Source organism: Bythopirellula superficialaquae (assembly GCF_059632245.1).
Window position 1 is genome coordinate 1,181,423 of record NZ_CP197426.1, and the last position, 22,924, is coordinate 1,204,346.

21 protein-coding genes are annotated in these 22,924 nt (G+C 54.1%); 12 read left to right on the forward strand and 9 right to left on the reverse strand.

Going from position 1 to position 22,924, the window contains the following annotated elements:
• The first annotated feature begins 4 nt into the window (after positions 1-4).
• The 3 genes from SH678x_RS04915 (at position 5) to SH678x_RS04925 (ending at position 3,723) form a co-directional block, all read left to right on the forward strand.
• Positions 5-826, forward strand: a complete 822-nt coding sequence (locus SH678x_RS04915; protein WP_496921770.1) for an ABC transporter permease — start codon at positions 5-7, stop codon at positions 824-826.
• An 8-nt stretch (positions 827-834) separates the two neighbouring features.
• Positions 835-1,497 carry an NAD-binding protein gene (locus SH678x_RS04920; protein WP_496921771.1) on the forward strand — a complete coding sequence of 221 codons (663 nt, stop codon included), beginning with the start codon at positions 835-837 and terminating at the stop codon, positions 1,495-1,497.
• 87 nt (positions 1,498-1,584) lie between these two features.
• The gene (locus SH678x_RS04925) at positions 1,585-3,723 is read left to right on the forward strand and encodes a prolyl oligopeptidase family serine peptidase (RefSeq protein ID WP_496921772.1); all 2,139 of its coding nucleotides are present in this window, start codon (positions 1,585-1,587) and stop codon (positions 3,721-3,723) included.
• Between the two features lie 224 nt (positions 3,724-3,947).
• On the opposite strand, the gene SH678x_RS04930 is transcribed toward SH678x_RS04925, so the two are convergent.
• From SH678x_RS04930 to SH678x_RS04940, 3 genes are all read right to left on the reverse strand, one after another.
• Positions 3,948-5,315 (reverse strand): purple acid phosphatase family protein, encoded by a 1,368-nt coding sequence (locus SH678x_RS04930; protein ID WP_496921773.1) that lies wholly within the window; start codon positions 5,313-5,315, stop codon positions 3,948-3,950.
• 293 nt (positions 5,316-5,608) lie between these two features.
• Entirely contained in the window at positions 5,609-6,529 is a 921-nt protein-coding gene (locus tag SH678x_RS04935) for a PEP-CTERM sorting domain-containing protein (RefSeq protein WP_496921774.1), read from the reverse strand.
• A 56-nt stretch (positions 6,530-6,585) separates the two neighbouring features.
• A complete protein-coding gene (locus SH678x_RS04940; protein ID WP_496921775.1) occupies positions 6,586-7,965 on the reverse strand; it encodes a PEP-CTERM sorting domain-containing protein in 1,380 nt (459 codons plus the stop codon).
• Between the two features lie 230 nt (positions 7,966-8,195).
• Between SH678x_RS04940 and SH678x_RS04945 the strand changes: the two genes are divergently transcribed.
• From SH678x_RS04945 to SH678x_RS04965, 5 genes are all read left to right on the forward strand, one after another.
• On the forward strand, positions 8,196-9,428 hold the full coding sequence (locus tag SH678x_RS04945) for a right-handed parallel beta-helix repeat-containing protein (RefSeq protein WP_496921776.1): 1,233 nt from the start codon (positions 8,196-8,198) through the stop codon (positions 9,426-9,428).
• Between the two features lie 30 nt (positions 9,429-9,458).
• Positions 9,459-10,451: a DUF1559 family PulG-like putative transporter gene (locus tag SH678x_RS04950; RefSeq protein WP_496921777.1), complete on the forward strand. Its 993-nt coding sequence runs from the start codon at positions 9,459-9,461 to the stop codon at positions 10,449-10,451.
• 11 nt (positions 10,452-10,462) lie between these two features.
• Complete coding sequence (locus SH678x_RS04955; RefSeq protein WP_496921778.1) at positions 10,463-10,873, forward strand: hypothetical protein; 411 nt, start codon at positions 10,463-10,465, stop codon at positions 10,871-10,873.
• 133 nt (positions 10,874-11,006) lie between these two features.
• Positions 11,007-11,903: a hypothetical protein gene (locus SH678x_RS04960; RefSeq protein ID WP_496921779.1), complete on the forward strand. Its 897-nt coding sequence runs from the start codon at positions 11,007-11,009 to the stop codon at positions 11,901-11,903.
• Positions 11,904-11,972: 69 nt separating this feature from the next.
• Positions 11,973-12,398 carry an OsmC family protein gene (locus SH678x_RS04965; RefSeq protein ID WP_496921780.1) on the forward strand — a complete coding sequence of 142 codons (426 nt, stop codon included), beginning with the start codon at positions 11,973-11,975 and terminating at the stop codon, positions 12,396-12,398.
• A gap of 150 nt (positions 12,399-12,548) precedes the next feature.
• Here SH678x_RS04965 and ispH read toward each other — a convergent pair whose 3' ends face one another.
• On the reverse strand, positions 12,549-13,484 hold the full coding sequence (gene ispH / locus SH678x_RS04970) for a 4-hydroxy-3-methylbut-2-enyl diphosphate reductase (protein ID WP_496921781.1): 936 nt from the start codon (positions 13,482-13,484) through the stop codon (positions 12,549-12,551).
• Positions 13,485-13,843: 359 nt separating this feature from the next.
• On the opposite strand from ispH, the gene SH678x_RS04975 reads away from it, so the two are divergent.
• Positions 13,844-14,224 (forward strand): BlaI/MecI/CopY family transcriptional regulator, encoded by a 381-nt coding sequence (locus tag SH678x_RS04975; protein WP_496921782.1) that lies wholly within the window; start codon positions 13,844-13,846, stop codon positions 14,222-14,224.
• The gene (locus SH678x_RS04980) at positions 14,221-16,350 is read left to right on the forward strand and encodes a M56 family metallopeptidase (protein WP_496921783.1); all 2,130 of its coding nucleotides are present in this window, start codon (positions 14,221-14,223) and stop codon (positions 16,348-16,350) included. Before SH678x_RS04975 ends, SH678x_RS04980 begins: the two co-directional genes overlap by 4 nt.
• 60 nt (positions 16,351-16,410) lie before the next feature.
• On the opposite strand, the gene SH678x_RS04985 is transcribed toward SH678x_RS04980, so the two are convergent.
• A complete protein-coding gene (locus tag SH678x_RS04985; RefSeq protein WP_496921784.1) occupies positions 16,411-16,626 on the reverse strand; it encodes a hypothetical protein in 216 nt (71 codons plus the stop codon).
• Positions 16,627-16,849: 223 nt separating this feature from the next.
• Positions 16,850-17,920 (reverse strand): EF-hand domain-containing protein, encoded by a 1,071-nt coding sequence (locus SH678x_RS04990; RefSeq protein WP_496921785.1) that lies wholly within the window; start codon positions 17,918-17,920, stop codon positions 16,850-16,852.
• A 653-nt stretch (positions 17,921-18,573) separates the two neighbouring features.
• On the opposite strand from SH678x_RS04990, the gene SH678x_RS04995 reads away from it, so the two are divergent.
• Complete coding sequence (locus tag SH678x_RS04995; RefSeq protein ID WP_496921786.1) at positions 18,574-18,852, forward strand: flagellar biosynthesis anti-sigma factor FlgM; 279 nt, start codon at positions 18,574-18,576, stop codon at positions 18,850-18,852.
• 207 nt (positions 18,853-19,059) lie between these two features.
• The gene (locus SH678x_RS05000; RefSeq protein WP_496921787.1) at positions 19,060-19,563 is read left to right on the forward strand and encodes a Fur family transcriptional regulator; all 504 of its coding nucleotides are present in this window, start codon (positions 19,060-19,062) and stop codon (positions 19,561-19,563) included.
• Here SH678x_RS05000 and purB read toward each other — a convergent pair.
• The 3 genes from purB to SH678x_RS05015 form a co-directional block, all read right to left on the reverse strand.
• Positions 19,560-20,987: an adenylosuccinate lyase gene (gene purB / locus SH678x_RS05005; protein ID WP_496921788.1), complete on the reverse strand. Its 1,428-nt coding sequence runs from the start codon at positions 20,985-20,987 to the stop codon at positions 19,560-19,562. The genes SH678x_RS05000 and purB overlap by 4 nt on opposite strands.
• 126 nt (positions 20,988-21,113) lie before the next feature.
• Entirely contained in the window at positions 21,114-22,511 is a 1,398-nt protein-coding gene (locus tag SH678x_RS05010; RefSeq protein ID WP_496921789.1) for an HD domain-containing protein, read from the reverse strand.
• Between the two features lie 62 nt (positions 22,512-22,573).
• A complete protein-coding gene (locus tag SH678x_RS05015; protein ID WP_496921790.1) occupies positions 22,574-22,804 on the reverse strand; it encodes a hypothetical protein in 231 nt (76 codons plus the stop codon).
• Positions 22,805-22,924 lie beyond the last annotated feature (120 nt).

Sequence of the window (22,924 nt, forward strand, 5' to 3'; positions counted from 1 at the left end):
CACGATGTACCGCTCACCCTCGTATCTCGGTGTGTTTCTCACCTTTGCACGCAATAGCCTCGTGCGCGACATGACGTTTCGCGCGAATTTTATCATCGACACGATTTCGTCGATTTCGTGGATGATCATGAACTTGGGTTTCTATGCCCTGGTGTATCGCGAGACGAACTCGATTGCAGGCTGGGACAAGTACCAGTTCTTTGTGTTCATCAGCACGACGATGTTTGTGAACAGTCTGGTGCAGGCTTTCTTCATGCCCAATGCTGAGGAGCTGAGCGAGCAAGTCCGCACGGGGGGCTTGGATTTTGCGCTGTTGAAACCGATCGATACTCAGTTTTTGGTTTCGCTACGTAAGGTCGCGTGGTCGTCGTTCGGCAATTTTTTCGTCGCGCTGATCTTGTTGGCTTATTCTGTGCCGAGGATTCAAGGCTTGGAGCTGACCGCTTGGCAGTTTGTGCTCTATCCGCTCTATGTCGTGATGGGTGTCATGATTTTGTACAGCGTGATGATCGCTTTGGCGGCGACAAGCATCTGGTTGGGTAGGAATCAAACGTTGTATGATTTTTGGTTTTACATCACCAATTTTTCGCGCTACCCGATGGAAATTTACGATGGAACATGGGGTACGCCGCTGCGGCAAGTGTTTACGTTTATCGTGCCGATTCTGGTCGTGATCAACGTGCCTGCGCGATTGATGGCCAAACCGCTCACCCGCGAGAACCTTTGGATGGCGGGATTCGGATTGCTGGCCACCGTGGCGAGTGTGTTGGCCAGCCGTTGGATATTTAATCGCGCGCTTTTGAGCTATCGCAGCGCGAGCAGTTAGGCAAGGACATGGACGACGAGCAACCGCGGATCGCGATTTTGGGAGCTGGCCCTATTGGCTTGGAAGCCGCGCTTTATGCCCGCTATTTGGGATATCCCACTGAGCTTATTGAGCGTAGCGAACAACCCGCGGCAAGCGTTTTGGCTCACGATGCACAACTGGGCAGCTACCGCGAGCTTGTGTCGACGCTTGGCGTGGCGGCGATAAAAGCTCAGGATGAAGCTTGGCAGCCTTTGGCGGGTTCGACATTACTAACAGGCCGGGAATGGCACGATGCCTATCTCTTGCCACTGGCTCAGTCTGATTTGATCATCGATGTGCTGCTTCTTGGCACCGAAGTGGTTTCCGTCGATCGCCACGATGAAGACGACGACGTGTCGTTTCAGATTCATTGTCGTGATGCAGAAGGTAAAGAGATTGTCTTTTCGGCGGACATAGTAATCGATGTGGCAGGGAGTCCGAGTTCACGGGATTGGTTTGCGGCAACCGATGAAGAATCAGAACTGACATTCTTGAATCCTGATCCGGATTATTACATTCTCGGCAGCAAGAGCAGACCAGAAAAACCGTTTCGTTTTGCGGAGGGTTTAGAGCAGGTTCGCGAATTGTTTGCAATTCTTGGGGAGCGAGACGACCTCGACGTGTATGCCACGCTGCCGCCGCTGGAATGATTCCTCTAGCCAAACCGGCAGCTAGCCTGCTAACGTGTTAGCAATCTTATCCTACTCGAAATTGACAACCGCAACGGAGTTTTTGTCATGTTTCTCAATTGTCACCGTGCCCTACTCTTGCTGGGCATCGTTATTGGTCAGGTCCCTTGCCTAGGAAAAGATGCGATGAACTCCTATCCCGAAACGCGCCGCGTCGATCAGGTCGACAAGTTTCATGGCGTCGACGTGGCGGATCCCTATCGGTGGTTGGAAGAGGACGTGCGCAATTCCGCCGAGGTGGCCGAGTGGGTGAAGGCTCAGAATACAGTCGCCAGGGAATATCTTGATTCGATTCCGTTGCGTAAACAGATTCAAGAACGATTGACCAAGCTATGGAATTTCGAACGTTATTCTGTGCCGACTCACACGGCGGGCAAATACTTCTTTATGAAGAACAACGGTTTGCAGAACCAAGCCGTGTTGTATGTGGCCGATCGTTACGACGGTGCAGGTCGCGTGTTGATTGATCCCAACAAGTGGTCGGAGGACGGGACGATCGCCTTGGGCGAGATCAACGAGAGTGATGACGCAAAGTATCTCGCTTATTGCCGCAAGGAAGCAGGTTCCGATTGGTCGACCATTTATGTGATGGAAATCGAGTCGGGCAAGCAACTCGACGACAAGCTGGAATGGGTTCGCTGGGGGAATATCGTTTGGAACGCCGAAGGGACCGGCTTTTTCTACGCGCGGTATCCTGAACCCAAAGAGGGGGAGCAATTCCAGGCCCTCGCCACGAACCCTGCGATTCACTTTCACAAGTTGGGAACGACCCAGGCCGATGATGTGCTTGTATACAAACGGCCGGACGAGCCGACGTGGAGTTTTTGGCTTTCACGGAGCGACGACAACAAGTTTTTGGTGCTGAGCATTTCGCGGAGTACCGATCCTCAGAATCAAGTGCTGGTGCGGAACGTCGATGCACCGCTCGATGGGGAGTTTAAGACGCTGATCGGTGATTTTGAGAATGAGTTTGCCTTCTTAGGCAACGTGGGAGAGTCCTTGTACTTTCTTACGGATTTCGAGGCACCGACCAAGCGGATTGTCTCGATGGATGTGAATAAGCCGGGACGGGATGATCTTGCGGAAATCGTGGCGGCGGACAAAGCAACGCTCGACGGCGCTTGCCTGTTCAAGGAGAAGATCGTCGGCGTTTATCTTAAGGATGTTGTGACGCAGGTGAAGACTTTCACGCTCGAGGGGAAAGACGCCGCGGAAGTTGAACTTCCCGGCATCGGCACGGCCACGGGTTTTGGCGGTCGGCAGTTTGATACCGAAACATTCTTTTCGTTCACAAGTTATATTCGGCCGGCCAGCATTTTTCGTCTCGATCTTGCTGACAATGCGATTCACGTCATTCGCCAGCCGAAGGTGGATTTCAATCCCGATGACTACGAATCGCGGCAGGACTTTTTCACAAGTAAAGACGGCACGCGCGTGCCGATTATCGTTTCGCATCGCAAGGGCTTGAAACGCGACGGTCAGAATCCGACGTTGCTGTATGGCTATGGGGGGTTCAGTATTTCGTTGACGCCGAATTTCTCGGTGGGCTTTGCCACTTGGATGGAAATGGGAGGCGTTCTGGCTGTGCCCAACTTGCGCGGTGGCGGCGAGTACGGCGAAGAATGGCATCAGGCGGGTAAGAAAGTCAACAAGCAAAACGTGTTCGACGATTTTATTGGCGCGGCGGAATGGTTGATCGCCGAAAAATACACGTCGACGGATCGACTCGCCATCATGGGGGGAAGCAACGGCGGCCTGCTGGTTGGTGCGGCGATGACTCAACGGCCCGACTTATTCGGCGCGTGCCTGCCGGAAGTGGGCGTGCTCGATATGCTGCGCTATCAAAACTTCACGGCAGGGCATTTCTGGAGGGATGAGTACGGGACGGTTGACGACCCTGAAGAATTTAAGGCGTTGATCGCTTATTCACCGTATCACAACGTCAAAGAGGGGACGAAGTTTCCACCAACGATGGTTGTGACAGCTGACACCGATGACCGCGTGGTGCCGATGCACAGCTTTAAGTTTGGCGCGGCCTTGCAACACGCCCAAGCGGGCGATGCGCCGATTCTGTTACGGATCGAAACCCGCGCTGGCCACGGAGCGGGCACGCCCACCACCAAGCGAATCGAAGAAACCGCCGACCTGTGGGCGTTTCTGTGGAAGAACTTGGGAATGGGGGATTAGGGTCGAGTAATTTGTTGCCACATAGTTTTTGAATATAGTTGTACCACGACGGCATTTGAGCTGTTCAAGAACAACGTGTGTGCCGGGATGCATCGGACGAATTCAGTTCCTCGGTGGTCAATTGTAAGTTTTATACACGCGAGTTTACTTTCTGTGCTTTAATCGGCAAGTTAGTAAGGCCTTGGCAGTAGTTGGCTCTTGAAGGGCCGCTTTTCTTGATTGCTCTATTCGCTGCGTACCTCGGGTACGTCGTCGGGGATTTGCTCGATCAGCGTGTTCTTGCCCTTGGCGTCTTTCTCGATGGTGAAGCCGTCATAGAGCTCGCCACTTGCGAGCCGAGCCTCGTAACGGAGCTCGTCGCCGTCGACTTTGACCACCTGAAATAACTGACGACCGTAGGCAATGCGACGTACTTCCCAGGATTCTTGTATTTCGTACATTTTCGGTCCGCTTACGCTGACGACGTAGACCGTGTTGCTACTCTTGTTACGTACCCCTTCTGGAATGTTCCGAGGACCACCAAGGCCTGAACGAGCGTATGTGTGATCATGACCTTGGAGCACGAGGTCGACGCCGTTGTCTTCCAGTATTGCTTGCCAGGCTTTACGAATTTCAGGATTGTCGCGATCTTTGGCCGCCGAGAAGATGGGGTGATGGAACGTGACGAAGGTCCAAGTGGGCCGCGAGGCATCCTTAAGTACTTTTTGAAGCCATTCACGTTGTTCTTCGATCTTCTCGTTGGAATTGAGCGAGACGATTCGAGCATTGTTATAGTCGAACCAGTAGGCGGTCTCTTCCAACCCCGAGGGACCATTGAGCGGAAATGAAAACTGCGGTCGCCAATGAGGGGATAAACCGATCTCATCGCCATACTCGTGATTTCCTGGTGAAGCGACGACAGGAATCATACCATTGAGCCATCCGCCAGCTCGAAACCACTCACCCCATTCGGCATCGTATTGCATGTCTCCCACGAGATCTCCGGCATGTAACATAAATGACGCCCGAGGAGCATGCTGATTAGCCTCCCGAATGACGCGCGACCAGAGCGACAGAATCGAGTTTTGAGCGTCACCAAAGTAGACAAATGTAAATGGTTTGTCGTTTCCGCTCGCGGTCCGGAATTGAAACCATTCGCTGAAATGTTTTCCATCACCAACACGGTAGGCGTACATTGTGTCAGGCTTAAGTTCGGTCAGCCGCGCCGAATGAATCAAGCACTTGCCGAGGTCCGATTCAAAGCCGTTCGACTTTCCTTGAAGTTGCGTGAACTCGCGGGCCCCCTCCTTCATGTTGCCAACCATCTTGGCGGCGAGATTGTATTGAATTAGGGGTTGATCCACTGTCGTGTCGGTACGCCAAGTGACATCCATCGTCGTGGCCGTGTCGGCACTCCAAGTGAGCACGACCCGATCTGGCAGTGGGGTCGGCTTGTGTTCTTCCACTTTCGTGAATTTGCGTGGTTTATCGTGATCCTCTGACTCATGGGCCCAAGCCTCACTTGCATCCCATGCCACAAGCGACATAATCCCGAGTAGGCAAGCAAAAAACTTAATCAGCTTCACTTCAACTGTACCGAAAGTGTCTAGCATTGAGTCAATCCGAGAGAGCTTAAAATTACGAAGCGAGAAGAGGCCGGTTTCGATCAGGCTACCCCTCCCAATCAAAACCGGGCTGAATTTCCAGTCTATTATAACTTACACACGGGTTGCGTGGACGTCCCAGCAACAGCAACCCCGAGAACTGCAAGTGCGAGCATGTTCTTTGTTCAGGCACGCCCACGATCAAGTCTAACAAATCATCGATCCTTCAATGGGCATTGCCATTGAAAAGCCGTGGCGGAGTTTTCTTCCGCCACGGCATAGTTATTTAGGTCTACGAGTTGTTAGCTGGCACGACGGCGAGCTAAACCCAACAATCCACAGAGCATGCCCAAGATAAGGGAAGAAGGCTCTGGGATTTGCACGTTGCGGGCACCTGGCGTCGCCCACAAAAACGTGGACGCGGGATTCACGACAATCTCGGTGCCGTTCTCGAAGCCAGCATCGCTGTCGCCGGGCCCCGAACCGTCATTAGCGAAAAACGGACCGGGGTATCCGGCTGGTTCATCTTCACCGCTGCCGGAATCGAAGAACATCCACAATCCATCGCTAGGACGGCGTTGAAACACGTCCGCTCCGAACCACAGAAGGACATCGCTGCCGCCAAATTGCGAGGCGTATTGAAAACCAGCGTCGCCATCTTCGGCTTCGCTGATGCCATCGACAAAACTGCTCCACGCGGCATCCAACATGCCGTCGTCGTCGCTGTCGAGGTCGTCACCGACCGCGCCGGTAAAGCCTTGCACAAGCAAGAATGAATGAACATTGTTTTCGTAAATAAGATTCTCATCGTCATCCTCTTCCTCATATCCCAAAACTTGTGGGAAAGGATCACGGTTAACGACAGACGCAACATCCGGTCCTTGGACTCCGGCTGTCGCGGGATCAATATCGATGACTGTATTCGAACCTTGCCACAAGAAAATGCCGTTTGCGCCTGTGGAAAAGCTGCTCAAGTCAAATGCGTTGAGAACCTGGCCGGGATTATCCAGTTGACCCGATTCGAGAGGAAAATCTCCCTCAATTTCGAGGAACCAAAGATTACTGAGCGTAGTCGCTCCAGTGGTGCTGTAGATCTCGAAGAATTGGCGGTCTTCCTTGGGATCTTCGGGGCTGAAATAGATTTCATTAATTTGCAGGTCGGCAAACGCCGCCTGACTGCTGAACGCGAGGGTCAGGGCAAGCAAACCAAAAATACGCTTCATTAGTCATAGCTCCTAAGTAAAAGTTGATCGAAGCGAAGAAAATTCTCTTGATATTTCTAGGCCAACGGCTTCCGCCGACGGCTAGCACAACTCGCAAGTAATAGTGTCCCCCCCACAAGCAACAAACTTGAAGGTTCTGGGACTGACGAAAAGGCCGTCAACGCTCGGACGAAGCCGTACTTGTTTTGCCAGATCTGCAAATCCAGTTGATTGACGATGTCGTCGCCATTGAAGTCGCCCAGGGCCCAGCCGCTATCGGCACTGGCTCCACGTTGCCAAGCGAGAAAGTCGCGGCCATCGACATCACCATCGAGATCGGCGTCTCCAAAATCAGTGAAGAAAAGGTCTTCCGATCGCACACCGGTGTCGCCTTGAACGAGGGCGTTAATGTCGGTCAAGCTCGCGGCACCAAAATTCAAGGCCACGTCGAAGCGTACGCCGACGGTGCCCAAGTTGTCGTAGAGGAAGTCGATGTCCGCTGCGTCGACGTCGCCATCTTGGTCGACATCCCCGCGATATAAACCACCGACGCCAGTTGCGTTCTCGGCACCAGGGGTCGCGTAAAGAAAGTCGGAGCTGGCAGAAACATAAATCGTGCGGCCATCTTGGTAGCCGGCGTCATTCGAGCCGTAGAAACTCGAGCCATCGTTGGCAAAGAATGGCCCGACATAGCTCCCGTCTCCTTCGCCACTGCCCGAATCAAAGAAGGCCCACATGTTCTCGACGGAATCCCAACTATAAATGTCGGCGCCAAAACTGCCGTTAAAGTTGATGCCCCCGACGCTTTCTGCATACTGAAAACCAGGATCAACAGCTTCTTTCACACTGAGGGCATCATGAACCGCGGTCCAAGGAGTGATGTTGAATGTGCCGTTGCCTTTGAATGAATTGGCTTCATTATCCAGATCAAGTCCCAGGGTGCCCGTGAAGTTTTCGACGAGTAGGAAATTGGAAATATCGTTCTCATAGATTTTGCTGCCCCCCCCTTCATCCCCTTCGTAGCCGAGATCTACGCGGCCAGGAAAGAGATCGAGCGCTAGTACCGTGGTCGCGCCGGGACCTTGCACACCTGGAGCTTTAGAATTGTCGAGCACGATCGAGTTGGAATCGCGCCAGAGAAACAACCCGTTGGAGCCCGTCGAAAGGCCACTCAAATTGATGGCCGAAAGGATCGTGCCAGGATTGTCTTGTAAGCCGGGAACGTTGCCGGCATCGCCATCGATTTCCAATATCCACATGTTATCGAGGGATTCGACACCGCCCGTCGTGCTGCTCAATTCGATGAACTGGCGACCATCTTCAGGGTCTTCGGGGCTGTAATAGATTTCGTTGAAACGAATTGCCGCTTGCATTTGAGATGTGCTCAGCAAAAGCATGGCTAAGTAGAATTGCCCTAACCATCGCAGTTTAACTCTCCAGCCCAGGTCGAAGTTCACGAGGCTCTCCTTAGGGGGTGTATCGAATAGCACTTGTCAGTGAGGCCTCATTGTCCCGTAAGGTGTGAAGTTGCGATGAATCAATCGCGATGAATGTGTGAAAAGAATATGAAGGTATCGCCAGAGTTAAGAAGTTGTTTTTTGTTCTTTCATTTCTTAACGAGTTCTTAAAAGTCGTGGTTAGACTTAGCTGCCATCGATCACAACTTCTTGTTTCCATGAAAGCCAACATGAGAATAAGCTTTTCAAGCAAGGTCGCCGTTCGTTGGATGATGGCGATCGGTACGGTATTAATGGGTAGCCATGTCGTGGCTGCTGGTTTAGATGCGAACCAGAAATTTTTGAAGGTGCCCGAGGAATATCGCACGGTGCAAGCGGCCATCGACGCCGCGCAGGATGGCGACACCGTTCTTGTCTCGCCGGGCGTGTATCACGAAGCACTTACGATTCAAGGCAAGTCGATCACTCTGGCCTCCTGGTATCTGACGACTAAGGAAACTCGCTACATCAAGCAAACGGTTTTGGATGGCTCGATCATCCCAGATCCCGATCCTGAAGATGATGAAGATGATATCGACGCGGTGGTGGATGCCGTGATTTCCATGCCGGAAAGTCCGGAGACGGAATCGACAATCTTGGGGCTGACGATTCGTGATGGCGATGACGGCCTCGCTTGCAGCAGTCGGGCGCGTGTGCTGTTCAATCATTTTGTGAACAATACCGATGCAATCGACTATGAGAACGGTAGCGGTGAATGCCGGTTCAACACGTTCGTGGCCAACGATGATGATGGGGTTGATATCGACAATTCTTCAGCTGTTTTGGTGGCAAATAATGAGATGCGCGACAATGATGACGACGGCATCGAAATGCGTCTGCATTCCCATGACGGCGAGATGCTTAACACCGTGATTCGCGACAACATCATCACCGGCAACGGCGAAGACGGCATTCAGATTATCGATTATCCCGAAATGTCGAACCGCACGATCACGATTGAGCGCAATCTCATTGCCGAGAATGCCATGGCTGGCATCGGATTCATGAGCGATGCGGTCACGCTCGAAGACTATCGGGGGGCGCAAATCCCCGAGTCGATCACGATCATCAACAACACAATCTGCAGGAATCACTACGGCATGGTGGGCGGGGGCAATGCCCGGGTGCTCAATAATGTCTTTGTCGAAAACCTGCATGCTCCCTTAAAAAATGTGAACGGCCAAAGTTTGTTGACGCACAATTTGCTGTGGCAGAACGGAGGGGAGCCGGTGAATAGCAATCTGACGAGTGGTGTCCTGCTTCGTAAGGACCCGCAGCTGGATGACGATTTTCGGCCGCTGGAGAGCAGCTACTGTATCGATCGTGGGACAACGCAGCTTGATCTCGCATCAAACATCCGAGCCGTGCTTCCCGAGGCGTTTCATGGCCAAGCTCCCGATTTGGGTGCGTTTGAAATTCGCTGATTGAACTTCGAGAAGCAGAAGGAAGAGGCAATGAAGTCGAGAACTTTACATCGCGGTTTTACTCTCGTTGAACTGCTGGTCGTGATTGCGATCATTGGGATGCTGGTGGCGCTGCTCTTGCCCGCGGTGCAGGCTGCCCGCGAATCGGCACGCCGGACGCAATGCGTCAACAATCTCAAGCAAATGGGACTCGCGCTACAGAATTATCATGATGCTCAGCGGCATTTTCCCCTGTCTGTCTATGATGCTGAGAAAAACGGAATCAATCCTGTCACCGGCTATCCTGAAAATCAGGAGCAAGGCTATGGCTGGGGAGTAGCGTTGTTGCCGTATTTGGAACTGAAGCCGCTTTACGATCAACTGGATCCCAATTGGCGGCCGAGTCCTTTTTTGGCGGTGTTTTATGATACCGGTGCGATCATACCCATGGGAGCCGAAGTCCTTAGTGTGTTCCGCTGTCCTTCGTCGGCGATGCCGTCGCACGCACCCGCGGCGTTCCCGGCTTTAGAGCCACCCACTTATCAGAACATGAAAGATTACACCCTTCCCGAGCATATGGTGGGATACGCAACGAGCGACTACCGCGCTTGTTCCGGCATGGATGCACGAGGAATGTTTGCCACATTGCATGAACTCAAAAAACTCAAAGGTTCGCAATTTATTCGCATGAAGGACGTCACCGACGGATTGAGCAACACGATTGCCTTGGGTGAGTCGGCCTACGTGATCGGCAATGAGCCCAGCAAATGGCCGTTGTGGATCGGGGGCGTTGAGGATGACGAATCCGCTCACTTTGAAACAAAAGATCAAAACATCATTAATTGTGGCATAACTCCGAAATCGGTCGACAACTTCGGTTTCGCGAGTGACGATGCCTGTGCTTTCAGTTGGCATGATGGCGGTGCGTTCTTTTGTTTTGGTGATGCCTCAGTGCATTACATTGACGAAACAATTGACTTTCAGATGTATCGTAATCTAGGCGACATTGATGACGGCAATCTCATTTCGGGCGTGCAATTCTAAGATCGAAAGCTATGCAGCAATATTTCGCAGGGAGTTGTTTGCTGATCGTTCTCACGTGTCTGAGCATAGTTGGCTGTGGGCAGTCTCATCCGCCGGTCGCAAAAGTTATCGGCACGGTGACTTATCAAGGGAAGCCGGCCATTGGTGGTCGCGTGTTGTTTCTCCCTGATGGTGGGGGTAAGCAGGGACTGGGAACAATCCAGCCTGATGGCAGCTTTGTATTGGGAACGTTTAGTGCGGATGACGGAGCTTTAGTTGGCAAGCATCACGCCATGCTCGTTCGTGTTGCTTTTGATCCTAGCGGTAAAGATGAGCTAAGTTTCCGGCGAGCAGAACAACAATGGATCATTGTCGAATCAGACAAGGCCAACGAATTCGCGATTGAACTGGCTGGCCCAGAATGGCAAAAACTGTCTAATTAGCGAACCGCCGTGCGACACTTTTTGCACCTCGTGATCGAAATGCTTGACTTGGCTGTGCCAAGCTCGCACCATAGGGTGGATCAGTTCTCGTGTCCGAGCCTTCTGAAATTCTCTTTTTGGCAGGGTGTTGCTAATGAACTCGACCCAACTTCGGCATCTGCGCGCCGGGCTGGCGCTGGCGATCGCCGTGATTTTTTCACAGACATGCCATGCCGATCTATTTGCGTTGTTCACCACTGGTGATATCGCGCGGATCAATTCGACCACGGGTGCAATCATCGATACATACTCTGGTATCGGCACTAGCTCTAGCAACTCAGGTTTGACGTTCGACGGGCAAAGGCTTTATCTGAATCGAAAACTCAATTCCGTTTACGAGGAAATTTGGACCTTTGAGATCGCTACCGAAACGTGGTTGCCTACCGGTTTTTTGAGTCCAATCCCAATTGATTCCGCGGGACCGACTGGGGTGTCCGGAATGGGGTATGTGTTCGGACCGTTTGGCGAGGGTTCGCTGGTGACTGTCACGCGTCGGCAGCCGAATCATCCGAGCTACATCACGGAATTTATAATCCTGCCACCTTTTGACACTCCTTTGCCAGGCCTGCCCTCCGCGTTGCCACCGGATATTGATGCGCTGGGTGCCGACTATGATCGTGCCACCGGTGAATTTTGGATTAGCGCGGAACGCGTCGAGATGAGCACGCGGACACCTGTTTTGTTGCGTGCTCATCTGACGGGGAACATCGAGCAAGAGTTGCTGCCAAGTTTGGGGGGCGCCGCAATTTCGCGTGGATTGGCCTTCGACGATGGCGGGATGTTTGTCGGAGTTCGGCATCTGCCGACCTTAACCAACGAGATTCATAAAATTGATCGCAATACGGGAGCGGTTCTTGATTCGTTCGTCCTTTCTGGTGAGGGTTCGATTGTTGCCTTGGCCGGGGGAGTGGTCATCCCCGAACCAGCCACGGCTTTGTTATGCGCTATGACTATTCTATTAGGGGTGAATCGCCGCCAGGCCGTGCGTTGACAGGTCTCGTAGGAGGGAGACAATGGACGGTTTGAATTTGATCACACACCGTCATCAAGGAGAACAATCATGGCGATTCGTAGCGCGGAAGCAGTCTGGCAAGGCGACCTTAAGGGTGGCAAGGGGAACGTCAAGTTTGGCAACGGCGCCTTCGACGGCCAGTATTCTTTTACCTCACGCTTTGAAGAAGGCACCGGCACGAATCCCGAAGAGCTGATTGCCGCCGCTCACGCCAGTTGTTTTTCGATGGCTCTTTCCAACGGCCTCTCACAAGCCGGTCATCCGCCGACCGAAGTGAAGACCACGGCCAATGTGCATCTCGTGAAGGGCGAAGCCGGTTTCGGAATTCCCAAGATCGATCTCGTGACCGTGGCCAAGGTTCCGGGCATTGATGCAGCGGCCTTTCAAGAACAAGCCGAAAAGGCGAAGCAGAATTGCCCGATTTCGAAGCTGCTCGCCGCGGCGGAGATTACGCTCGATGCGAAGTTGGTTTAAGAAGACCAAGTAAGTAGCCACGGAATTTCACGGATAAAACACGGATGATGTAAGAATGATCATTCTGATCGCAGTCACAGTTGACGCTATCGAGAAGGCAATCATTTCTTAGTATCCGTGTTTCATCCGTGGCTACTTGGAGTGCACTATTTATCGAGTTTCCAGCACCCGCAGCTCTTTGGGCAGGGGGAACGATACGTCCTCGGTGCGGAGCGATCTTGATTCCACGCTTGCGCCGAATTTGTCGCTGAGAAAATCGAGTACGGCTTCGACCACTACTTCGGGGGCACTGGCACCCGCGGTGACTAGCACGGTTTGTGCTTCGGTGAACCAGGCAGGGTCGATGTCCTCGACGCCGTCAATTAAGTAGGCCGTCACGCCGCGCTCGCGGGAAAGTTCCGCCAAGCGTTGGCTGTTGGAACTATTCTGGCTGCCAAGCACGAGCGTGAGATCGACTTCGCCGGCGAGAACCGACACCGCTTCTTGCCGATTTTGCGTGGCGTAGCAAATGTCGTCCTTCGGCGGCGCGGCGATGTGAGGGAAACGCTCCTTCAATCGGCGGATGATGCGATTGGCATCGTCGACGCTCAGCGTCGTTTGCGTGAGATAGGCGACTTTCGTTTCGTCGGCGACGACCAGCTTTTCAACGTCGTCGGGAGTTTCGACGAGCAGGATCGCTTCGGGGGCTTCCCCCATCGTGCCGATCACTTCGTCGTGGCCGTCGTGGCCGATGAGCAAAATCGTGTAACCGAGATTGGCATACTTGATGGCCTCGAGATGGACCTTGGTCACAAGCGGGCAGGTCGCGTCGATCGCGCGCAAGTCGCGTTCCCGCGCCAAGCGGCGGATCTCGGGCGACACGCCATGAGCCGAGAAGAGCAGGGTGGCGCCCGGCGGGACGTCGGTCAATTCGTCAACGAACACGACTCCCTGTTCCTTGAAGCGGTTCACCACGTATTTGTTGTGCACGATTTCGTGGTAGACGTAAATCGGCGCGGGGAGCGACTGGATCGCCAAATCGAGGGCGTCGATCGCCATATTGACCCCCGCGCAGAAACCGCGAGGACTTGCCAGCAAAACCCGCATGAAAACAATCCGATGGTTCGATGTGAAAACGAGTGCGTACTCCCATCATAACCGCAGCAGCGCGGTATCGACAACTTGGCCTACCTAGTGAGCAGGAAAACTACCGGCTGAATATTTGAACCGCCAAGAACGCCATCAGACGCCAAGAAATAGTTTTTTAACCACGAATCTCCACGAATTTAACGATTCATGTAGTTCGTGAAATTCACACAGTTTCGTTGCTATCTCATCCTTGGCGCAATTGGCGACCTTGGCGGTTTGAATTCTAATGAGCTGGTCCGCGAACACGGGAAGATTCGTCTTGACATCGATTACATGTGTAATCTATCTTGCTGCCAACCTTACGGAGGACCTTCAAGATGTCTGATGCCATGGCGATTTCCGAGGCCGAGTGGCAAGTCATGAACGTCGTTTGGCGAGATCAACCTGTCGAAGCACAGCAAGTGATCGATCAGCTGGCGGAACCCAACGGCTGGTCGAGTGCGACGATCAAGACGATGCTCCATCGGCTCATCAAGAAGCAGGTGCTGGTCTTCGATCAAGAAGGCAAGCGATATCTGTACCGAGCCTGCGTGAAACGCTCGGATTGCGTGCGGCAAGCAAGCCGGTCGTTTTTGGATCGCGTGTTCGGAGGGTCCGCCGCGCCGGCCCTCATGCATCTTGTCAAAACGTCGAAGCTTACCAGCGAGGAAGTCGACCAACTTCGTCGCCTTCTCGATCACAAGGAAGTTAAATCATGAGCGAAATCTTCGTGGGGATTGCCAACGGATTTGCGATGACGCTGAGTGCGGCCTTGGCTAGTGTGCCATTGATTCTCGTGGTACTAGCGCTCGATTACACGGTTTGTCGTCGTGTTGCTGCTCGCTATCGAAGCTTGTTGTGGACTCTGGTCGCTGTTCGACTGTTGATGCCTGCAGCGCCCGAGAGTTCGCTGAGCTTACAGAATCTTTGGCAGATATTCGAGTTGCAGAGAGAGTCACAAAGCGTTGATAGAATTAACCCTGTCGAGTCAACGGAACTTATCGTACGACAAGCCGATGGGCCGATGACTATTGGGGAATGGATGGCCTACCCAGCTAATCAAGCTCCAACAAAAGCTGTCGATTGGGTTGATAGATTTCTGTTTGGTCTCGCGATCGTCTGGTTCGTTGGCTTGGCGATTGTCCTTTTGCGAGCCGTTGTTGCGTCGGCGAGGTTCGCTTGGCGGTTGCGCGGCATTGAGCCTGTCGTAGAAGGCGCAGAGGTTGATCAGTTGCTGCGAGTTTGCGATCAGGTCGGCGTCGGCAGACGCCCGCTGCTGAAATATGTCCCCGAGTTGTCTACACCCGCCTTGTTTGGCGTCTGGCGTCCGACGCTATGCCTGCCAGTTGAGACGAGCGCACAGCTCAGCCTGAGCCAACTTCGTTTGATCATGCTGCATGAAGTCATCCACTTGCGACGCCGCGATGGATTGATCTCCTGGTTGTTGACCTTTTTGCAAGCGGTGCATTGGTTTAATCCGATCGCTTGGCTGACGACAAAGCGAATTGCGACCTATCGCGAGTTGGCTTGTGACGATGCCGTGCGGCGATTCACGACACCCGCTGAGCGGCCCGCTTATACGGAACTGCTCCTGCGATTTGCGACGGGGCAAGCACCAATAAGCTTGGGCTTAGTGGGACTGTGGTTCGCTCAACCGGTGCATCAATTGACTGCCCGCATCGAGGCCTTTCACGGCGACCAGCTTTGCCAGCGAAAGCTTGCGCGATTGGCGATGAGTGGGCTCGTTGGTTTATTGGCGGTTGTCGGATTGACCGATGCGGCGAGTTGGGAGGCGAAAGACCAGTCGCTCGAGGAATCGATGGTGGGTGTTGAACCCGCCTTGCATCAATTTCAAATTCCTCCTTTAGAAGAGGAAGACAAAGGAGCGATCGAGGAACGAATCTACAACCTCGCGCCCGCCTTGGAGAAAATCGTCGCAGCGGACCCTGATCGCGATGCCCGGCTACATGTTCTCTCGTTTCTGAAATGGCCAATATTGCGAGTCCAATCCGTCGTTGAGCTGGATGGCGATTCCGACCGAATTCGTGTGGCGATGCCGCAGTGGAGCCATGACAACTTCACAAACATACTCGATGCCATAGAACTCGCCGGGCCGTGGCAAGTGTCCGTCGAATCGAGAGAGTTTCGTGCGTCGGATGTTGAAGCGCTCGGCGATATCAATTGGGAAGAAGCCGTCAAATTTGCCTTGCCGACCACCACAAAAACAACTCGCTGGCCTCAACGGTTTAAGGGGGGAGACGTACAAACTGAGTCAGGTATCTCAGCGGCCGTCGAGTCAGGTTCTTGGGAGTATGCTCCGTACATGGTGATTGTCATTGACCAGGACCAAAGGCGGCGCATCGTCGAGGGATCTCGGCGAGGGCCAAGAAATTCCTACCTAGCATCCCCTAAGATAACGTTGTTCAACGGACAGAGGGGGCAGGTGCGACTCGAATCCCAGCGTCCGTTTGTCTTGGGGGTTCAATATATCAAAGGCGAACTGGCGACCGCTGCTCAGCCCGTTATCGTGGTCCTTTCGGAAGGGGTTCAACTCGAAGTTCAGCCTTGGGTCGTGGATGCCAATTCAATCGAATTAAGTTGTCAGCTCACGATATCGCAGATTGATGGAGTGAGCGAGGTTAAGTTGCCGGGAAAAGACATTGTGGTGCAGAACCCACGCCAGTCGCGCAGAACGATTTCGACAAGTTGCCAATTGGCGCGAGGCCAAACGTTGTTGATCGCCCCACATGCCGTGGGGGAGCCTGACGCCGAGAGCGGGTTCACCTACTACGCGATCACACCGGATTGGTTTCCAGATACCGTTGCCGAACATGCAGCCAGGTGATGAGCGTGGAGTCGTGCATGCAGGGAACTTACGCAACCCCGCTCGCCGTGTTGTGCAGTTTCAGCGCGGGTTCTTGGGCGGTTGCTGCCAGCTGATTCGGTTGAACGGAATCCGGGCCTTTTCGGTCGCGCCGAATCGAGCTTCCATTTTCTTGATGGCCCGGTTCATTTGCAGACTGAATTCAAACAGGGCATGACCATCGACGGTCACTGGAGGCAGTTCGTGACCGGTGTCCGCTGGGGTGGGAGCCGGGAGAGGAGATTGTGAACTTGCCATTGTAAAAACTCCTGGGCAGGGTCGCCGCAAAACGGGGGATACTAAACTCTGTTCCGCCGATCCCTCGAAACAACCCATTAACTGGGGCGAACGATCCCGCTCGTGTTACTCAATCATACGCAGGACACGTTAAGAAAGTTCGCGGTTCAACGCAATTTTGGCCTACGTCTTTTGAAGCGTAGACACTTGCGCGTTTGTTACGTCGACCGCTGTGAGAAGAACCCTATTTTTTTCGGTTCTTTTTGGGGGCTTCGTCAGAAACAGGCAGAGAAGCCGGTTGAAGTCCTGCGGAATTCCGCAGCGTAGCGAGGATTTCCACAGCACGCGAAAGCTCAGTGGAATCGAGTTGACCATCGCCATTTTGATCGAGCCGTTTGAACCGCTGAGCCATTCTTGGGGGAGCTTCTTTGCGGCTGAGTCGGCCGTCGCTATTGCGGTCGGAACGTTTGAGTATTTCTTGGACACGTTGGTTGGTTTCCGCCAGCGGCGGACGGTTCGCTGCGAGCCCCGCGACTCGCTTGCTGAAAGACTTGAATTCTTGCTCGCTCAACTGCTTGTCTTGATTGCGGTCCGCTCGTTTAAGCAAATCGGCAAACCGTTCGGCAAACGGCTCGGGGACCTCGTCGGCCGTGACATTCCCATCGCCATTTGTGTCCAGTTCGCCGAACAACATCATGGCGTTGTCGGGGTTCTCCATCATGTTTCCCGGGCGAAGCGAGGTACGCAGGCGTTCGACGTAGGCCGCTTGTTTGTCGTTAAGCAGCGCTAGCTCGACTTCGGGATCGATCCCCTGCCCGCGGACGAATCGATTGGCGATGCCCAGATAGCGAATCGACTGCTGCTTAAGCTGGGGCACGGGCAGACGGTCGCGATTTTTGAGGTTGGCCACTTCGACAAATTGGTCGAACACGGGCTGCATCTCGGGAAGGACTTCGGCCGAGGTGATCGTCAGGTCGGCGTTTTCATCCATCCAAGCCAGCACCAAAAGCAAGGCGTCGGCCCCAGGCAGTTCGCTGGTGGCTTTTTCGGTGATCGGCTTTTCGGGGCGAGTTGAAGTAAGCCCAGCTTTCCATTCCTTGGCGGAAAGCTGGCCATCTTTGTTGGAATCGGCCTTGCGAATCAGCCGTTGGAACAGGGGAACATTCTCTTTGGATATCTCCGCCTTGGTGATTTGCAAATCTCGGTCGGCGTCGAGCCGTCTGAACAACTCGTCCTGATCATCAGCAGCCGCAGGAAGAGTTAGTAGAACAATGACGGTGAGGACCACAACATTCAATGGGCTGAGGATATTCATAGCGATGGTTTAGGTTGCGGGAGTGGTCATGCTTATTCTACCAAACCCCCGGCTGCCGCGGAGGTTCCGCCACACATGCCAGCATTGCTGGTTTTGGGCTAGAAACATGCCGTTGACGGAAAAAAAGCGTTTCTCTACGATCCGCAAACCCGTAAGTCTAGCCAGATCGCAGCCGCGTGGAGAACACGCGAACAGGCTGCCGCCCCGTCGCGTAACTAAGCCTGGGCGGCATGAACCGCACACACGGTTTGGCCCCTAGAATCCCCGTCGTGGACTTGATTGCTACGACAAGTTGGCGAAGTCGTAACCGGCATGCCTGCGGTTGCGAAAAGTCAACAATTGCGAGGTTTAGAACGCCTCGTGACGGATCACGATTGTCACACTTGTTACAGGAGGTTTTGCACGAGCGACCGGCCTCGGGAAGAATTTTTTGGAAGGCTGCTAGCAGACCGCCGATGATACCTTTGGAAATCGCAACTGCGATCTCGTCATCAGGTTTGCTTCGGCGATCTTCTCCCCAACCTGACTGCGATATCCGCTGACAGCATGTTCTTCCTTTATTAACCCGATTGGCTCGACTTTTCCCAGGCGATACACTAAACCTAGCGTCCGCCGCGAGTGCAAAACAAGGTGTTCAACACCGGAGTACGAAAATGCAAATCCAAAGCTCATCTCATGTTCATGGTGCTCATGCTCTGCAAGGCCCTTACGCGGCACGCAGCCAGGCGGCGCGTCCTCATTTTTCCGTAACGGGGATGGGCGATCAACTCGACATTTCGGCCGCCGCCCAAGCGGCCATAGAGCAAGCCGAAATGGGCGACATACGGGCCGATTTGGTGGCTCGCATCAAGAACGAAATTGCCGCTGGAACTTACGAAACCGCCGACAAGCTGGATGCAGCGCTCGAGCGATTGCTCGACGACGTGGCCTAGGACGTAAACTGCTGTGCCACGCGAGATTTCGCGGCATCTTGAGACTCAGCGCCGGTTCGCTTAGAATCAATAAGCACGGAGCGTAGTTGCTCACATGCTTGCCTGATAAGTTTTTCTGGCGAGTGGCGTGTCAGCAAGAGTCTCAATAACGGTTGCTTAGCGCGTGTTAATGAGACTGCCCTGACGATCAAGAAAGGCAGGCAGATCATGGCAAGCGGTTACTCCTTAGGTACGGTCGAAGTTTCGAGTTCGCCCCAGGATCGCTTTTCCGAATTCCTGCAAAGCAAAGGAAAGCGGATCACCCAGCAGCGTCGGATTCTGATCGATTACATCTTCGAGCGGCACGACCATTTCGATGCCGAAGAGTTGATCTACAATCTGGCCAGCCTCCCCGAGGGTGGCAAAGTGAGCCGCCCAACGGTCTATCGAACGCTGAATGAACTCGTCGATGCCGGCCTGCTGCGCCGCATGAATCTAAGCGGCCGCGCGGTCTACGAGCATGATTATGGCTATCCCCAGCACGATCATTTGCACTGCACGATGTGCGATCAGCTGATCGAGTTTCAAAGTAGCGAGCTCAAATCGCTGCGCGAGGCCGTGGCGGGCGAGTATTCCTTCCGGGTGACTGGCCATCGGCTGATCATCTCGGGCATTTGCAGCGATTGCAGCTCCAAAAGACATCGCCGCAGTTCGCCGCTGGATTTGATCTAGACTCGCAATTCCGCTGCCAGCGACTTTTGGTCGGCGTAACGTTCGCGAATCGGCGTGACCACTTCGGCTAAAAATTCATCGACCTGCTCCGGGCTGCGGCCAGTCAGTTTTGTGGGGTCGACGGCGGCGTTGAGATCCACTTCGGCAAACGCGGAATCCTGGCGTAAGCGATCGAGCAAATCGTTGGGTTTGCCAAGTTGTTTGACTTCGGCGGCGGCGGCTTGGCTGTGCTGGCGGATTCGTTCGTGCAGATCTTGGCGGTCTCCTCCCGCGGCGACGGCTGCCATAAGAATGTTTTCAGTCGCCATGAACGGCAGCTCTTCTCGCAAGTTGCGAGCAATCACCTCAGGATAGACGACCAAACCACTCGCGACATTCTGATACAGGATCAAAACCGCATCGACGGCCAGGAAGGCTTGGGGAATCACCAGGCGGCGGTTGGCGCTGTCGTCGAGAGTGCGTTCCATCCACTGCGTAGCCACCGTGGCGGCGGTGCTTGATTGCAGGCTCATCACGAACCGCGACAGGCCGCAGATACGCTCCGACCGCATGGGGTTGCGCTTGTAAGCCATCGCCGAGGAACCGATTTGGTCTTTCTCGAACGGTTCTTCAATTTCTTTTCGATGGGCCAGGATGCGAAGATCGGTTGCTGCCTTGTGCGCCGATTCGGCCACCCCGGCGAGCGAATCGACAATCTGAGCATCGACCTTGCGCGGATAGGTTTGTCCCGTCACGGCGTAAGTCATGGTGAAGCCCATCTTCTGGGCAACCAACTGTTCGAGCTTGCGAACTTTGTCGTGATCACCCTGGAAGATTTCGAGGAAGCTGGCTTGAGTTCCCGTCGTGCCTTTGGTGCTGCGGGCGGCGAGGGCGAACAGCCGATGCTCGAGCTCCGCCAAATCGAGCGCCAGATCGTAGGCCCACAAACAAGCGCGGCGACCGACGGTGGTGGGTTGGGCTGGTTGCAAGTGTGTGAAGCTAAGCGTCGGCAAATCGCGATACTTTTCGGCGAAGGTTCCCAAGGCATCGATCACGGCTGCTAACCGTGCGCAGACCATGTTGATCGCTTCGCGAAAGATCATCAGATCTGCATTATCGGTCACGAAGCAACTGGTGGCACCCCAATGGATGATCGGCCGTGCGGTGGGGCATTGATCGCCATAAGCATGAACGTGTGCCATCACGTCGTGACGGAGTTGCTGTTCATATTTGGCCGCGGCCTCGAAATCAATCGTGTCGACGTGCTTACGCAGTTCAGCAATTTGCGCTGCGGAAATCGGCAGACCCAATTCGGCTTCCGCTTCGGCCAGCATCACCCACAATTGCCGCCAAGTGCTGTGCTTATGTTGGGGGCTAAATAGCCGGCTCATCGCTGGCGAGGCATAGCGGGTAATCAGCGGATTGTCGTAGGTTTCGTGAGACATGCGCGAGAGGTCGGAGGTCTGAGTCCAGAGGTCAGTGAGTCCGCTATTCTAGTGGAATTTGTCATTCGTCGGTATGGCCTGCCCAGTTACCCTGGCCCTTGATCTCCGGCCTCTGACCTCTCTCATCTACATATTCGTGAGATCGTCGTCGCTGTTGCTGCCGAGCAGTTTATCGAGGGCCGTTGAAACTGCGGCGTAGTGGCTCTCAGCGGCTCCCTTGGGAAGGTAGACGCGGCAAACGAGCTGGCTCATCGGCAAATGCTTGTAGAGCTCGTCGTCGGTGAGCGGACGGATTTGATGCGATGCCGAGCGGAAGAGGAAATTCTGTCCCGCGGCGGCCGTTTTCGGATCCGGGCGATCGATGTAATTTGGCAGGTCGACTTTCAGAGGCATCTCGCGCAAATCGGCCGGCAATTCGGCACGGATCGCTTGTTCGGCGAGTACTTCACGTCCCTTGCGGAACAAATCGGTCGACTTGGGATCGAGCCGCGTTCGTTCATCTGCCAGCTCCCAATCCACTTGTCGATGCAACAGCCTTAGCCAGCGAATTCCCAAGGCCTGTTGCGCCGGATTATCGCTTTTGTGCCAGCGGGCAACGTCGACCAAGAGCGACCATTCCGTAAATAGCTGGTACTCCTGCATGTGATCAAGCGGATTGCCAGGGAACAGAAACTGTTTGCCCTCGCGGAACAAATCTTCGAGCGTTTTGTCGATCGCTCGCACGGTGCGATGGAAATAAACGGCACGGAACAACTCGCTGCGCGCTTGCCGAAAGCGAACGAGCGCGTTCACGCCGCGGGAATGAATCGTGAGCCCTTGCTCGCTAAAAAAAGTGTAGCGCAGTAGCCGCTCCAAATCGTAAACCCGTGAGCTGTAACCCGACATGTACGCATCGCGGAGGACAAAATCCATGTTGTCGACCGTGTAGAGACCACAGAACAAACTCCGCAGCATTACGAGCCAGCGTGGTTTGTCAGCTGTGTCATTGTCGGTGGGACGCGTGATGAGCCAGGCAATCTGTTCGGGATCGATTGCTTCGCCATCGCTTAGTTTACTGTTCGGGCAGGTGCGAACGTTCCGCAACAAGGGGCCGAGCTCGAAGCGAATGATATGCGAACCGAGCGTTTCGTGGGTTAAACCGTAATCGCAAAGAAAATGTGCATCGAAGAAATGACCAAAGGGGCCATGGCCAACATCATGGAGCAATGCCGCCAAACGGCAAAGGCATTCCACATAACCCCGACTGGGGACATCGGGGCAGACCTGCTGCAAACTTGGATAGAGCGAATCAATAACGCGGCTAGCCATGTGCATGGCGCCGACAACGTGCTGAAATCGCGTGTGTTCAGCCGAGGGATAGACCCACCAAGCGGTCTGAAGTTGGTGAATTTGGCGCAGCCGCTGCAGCCAAGGGTGATCGAGCAGCACACGCTCCGAGGTCTCGCCATCTTCGACGATGGACACAAATGGGATGTAGCCGTGGATCGGGTCGTGCAGCAAACTTTGGCGTGAAATGTCTGTCATGCGGGGTATTGTCGCGCACGCAGGGTAGGGGGGCAATGGGGCGAAATCCGAGCCGGAAAACGCTATTCTTCGCGGGAACGCTCCAAGGCTTCCAGAGCCAAAACGACCACCAGCCCGACCAGCGATACGAGCCACAACACTTGCGCCGCGGTGTTAATGAACTTGAAAGCACTGGCCCCACTGGAGTCGCCCATCGCGGCGAGTAGCCCTATGACCCAAGTGAGCACCACCGACAGCAGGGGAAACCCCAGCACGGCAAACAACAAGCATTTCAGGGCAGTCCGTAGGTTCACAGTGGGTTTAACTCAAAGGGTGTGGCTCGGGCAGCGCAATCGGCCCAATCGGCAAAGTCGGTGTTGATGCGTCATTTTCTGGCGTGGCCCAAGCGACTGTCAATACACGCCTTTGCGGGC

Excerpts from the sequence above, each read along its gene's own strand:
- SH678x_RS04915 (WP_496921770.1), top strand. The coding sequence starts at position 5 with ATGTACCGCTCACCCTCGTATCTCGGTGTGTTTCTCACCTTTGCACGC.
- SH678x_RS04920 (WP_496921771.1), top strand. The coding sequence starts at position 835 with ATGGACGACGAGCAACCGCGGATCGCGATTTTGGGAGCTGGCCCTATT.
- SH678x_RS04925 (WP_496921772.1), top strand. The coding sequence starts at position 1,585 with ATGTTTCTCAATTGTCACCGTGCCCTACTCTTGCTGGGCATCGTTATT.
- SH678x_RS04930 (WP_496921773.1), bottom strand. The coding sequence starts at position 5,315 with ATGCTAGACACTTTCGGTACAGTTGAAGTGAAGCTGATTAAGTTTTTT.
- SH678x_RS04935 (WP_496921774.1), bottom strand. The coding sequence starts at position 6,529 with ATGAAGCGTATTTTTGGTTTGCTTGCCCTGACCCTCGCGTTCAGCAGT.
- SH678x_RS04945 (WP_496921776.1), top strand. The coding sequence starts at position 8,196 with ATGAGAATAAGCTTTTCAAGCAAGGTCGCCGTTCGTTGGATGATGGCG.
- SH678x_RS04950 (WP_496921777.1), top strand. The coding sequence starts at position 9,459 with ATGAAGTCGAGAACTTTACATCGCGGTTTTACTCTCGTTGAACTGCTG.
- SH678x_RS04955 (WP_496921778.1), top strand. The coding sequence starts at position 10,463 with ATGCAGCAATATTTCGCAGGGAGTTGTTTGCTGATCGTTCTCACGTGT.
- SH678x_RS04960 (WP_496921779.1), top strand. The coding sequence starts at position 11,007 with ATGAACTCGACCCAACTTCGGCATCTGCGCGCCGGGCTGGCGCTGGCG.
- SH678x_RS04965 (WP_496921780.1), top strand. The coding sequence starts at position 11,973 with ATGGCGATTCGTAGCGCGGAAGCAGTCTGGCAAGGCGACCTTAAGGGT.
- ispH (WP_496921781.1), bottom strand. The coding sequence starts at position 13,484 with ATGCGGGTTTTGCTGGCAAGTCCTCGCGGTTTCTGCGCGGGGGTCAAT.
- SH678x_RS04975 (WP_496921782.1), top strand. The coding sequence starts at position 13,844 with ATGTCTGATGCCATGGCGATTTCCGAGGCCGAGTGGCAAGTCATGAAC.
- SH678x_RS04980 (WP_496921783.1), top strand. The coding sequence starts at position 14,221 with ATGAGCGAAATCTTCGTGGGGATTGCCAACGGATTTGCGATGACGCTG.
- SH678x_RS04985 (WP_496921784.1), bottom strand. The coding sequence starts at position 16,626 with ATGGCAAGTTCACAATCTCCTCTCCCGGCTCCCACCCCAGCGGACACC.
- SH678x_RS04990 (WP_496921785.1), bottom strand. The coding sequence starts at position 17,920 with ATGAATATCCTCAGCCCATTGAATGTTGTGGTCCTCACCGTCATTGTT.
- SH678x_RS04995 (WP_496921786.1), top strand. The coding sequence starts at position 18,574 with ATGCAAATCCAAAGCTCATCTCATGTTCATGGTGCTCATGCTCTGCAA.
- SH678x_RS05000 (WP_496921787.1), top strand. The coding sequence starts at position 19,060 with ATGGCAAGCGGTTACTCCTTAGGTACGGTCGAAGTTTCGAGTTCGCCC.
- purB (WP_496921788.1), bottom strand. The coding sequence starts at position 20,987 with ATGTCTCACGAAACCTACGACAATCCGCTGATTACCCGCTATGCCTCG.
- SH678x_RS05010 (WP_496921789.1), bottom strand. The coding sequence starts at position 22,511 with ATGACAGACATTTCACGCCAAAGTTTGCTGCACGACCCGATCCACGGC.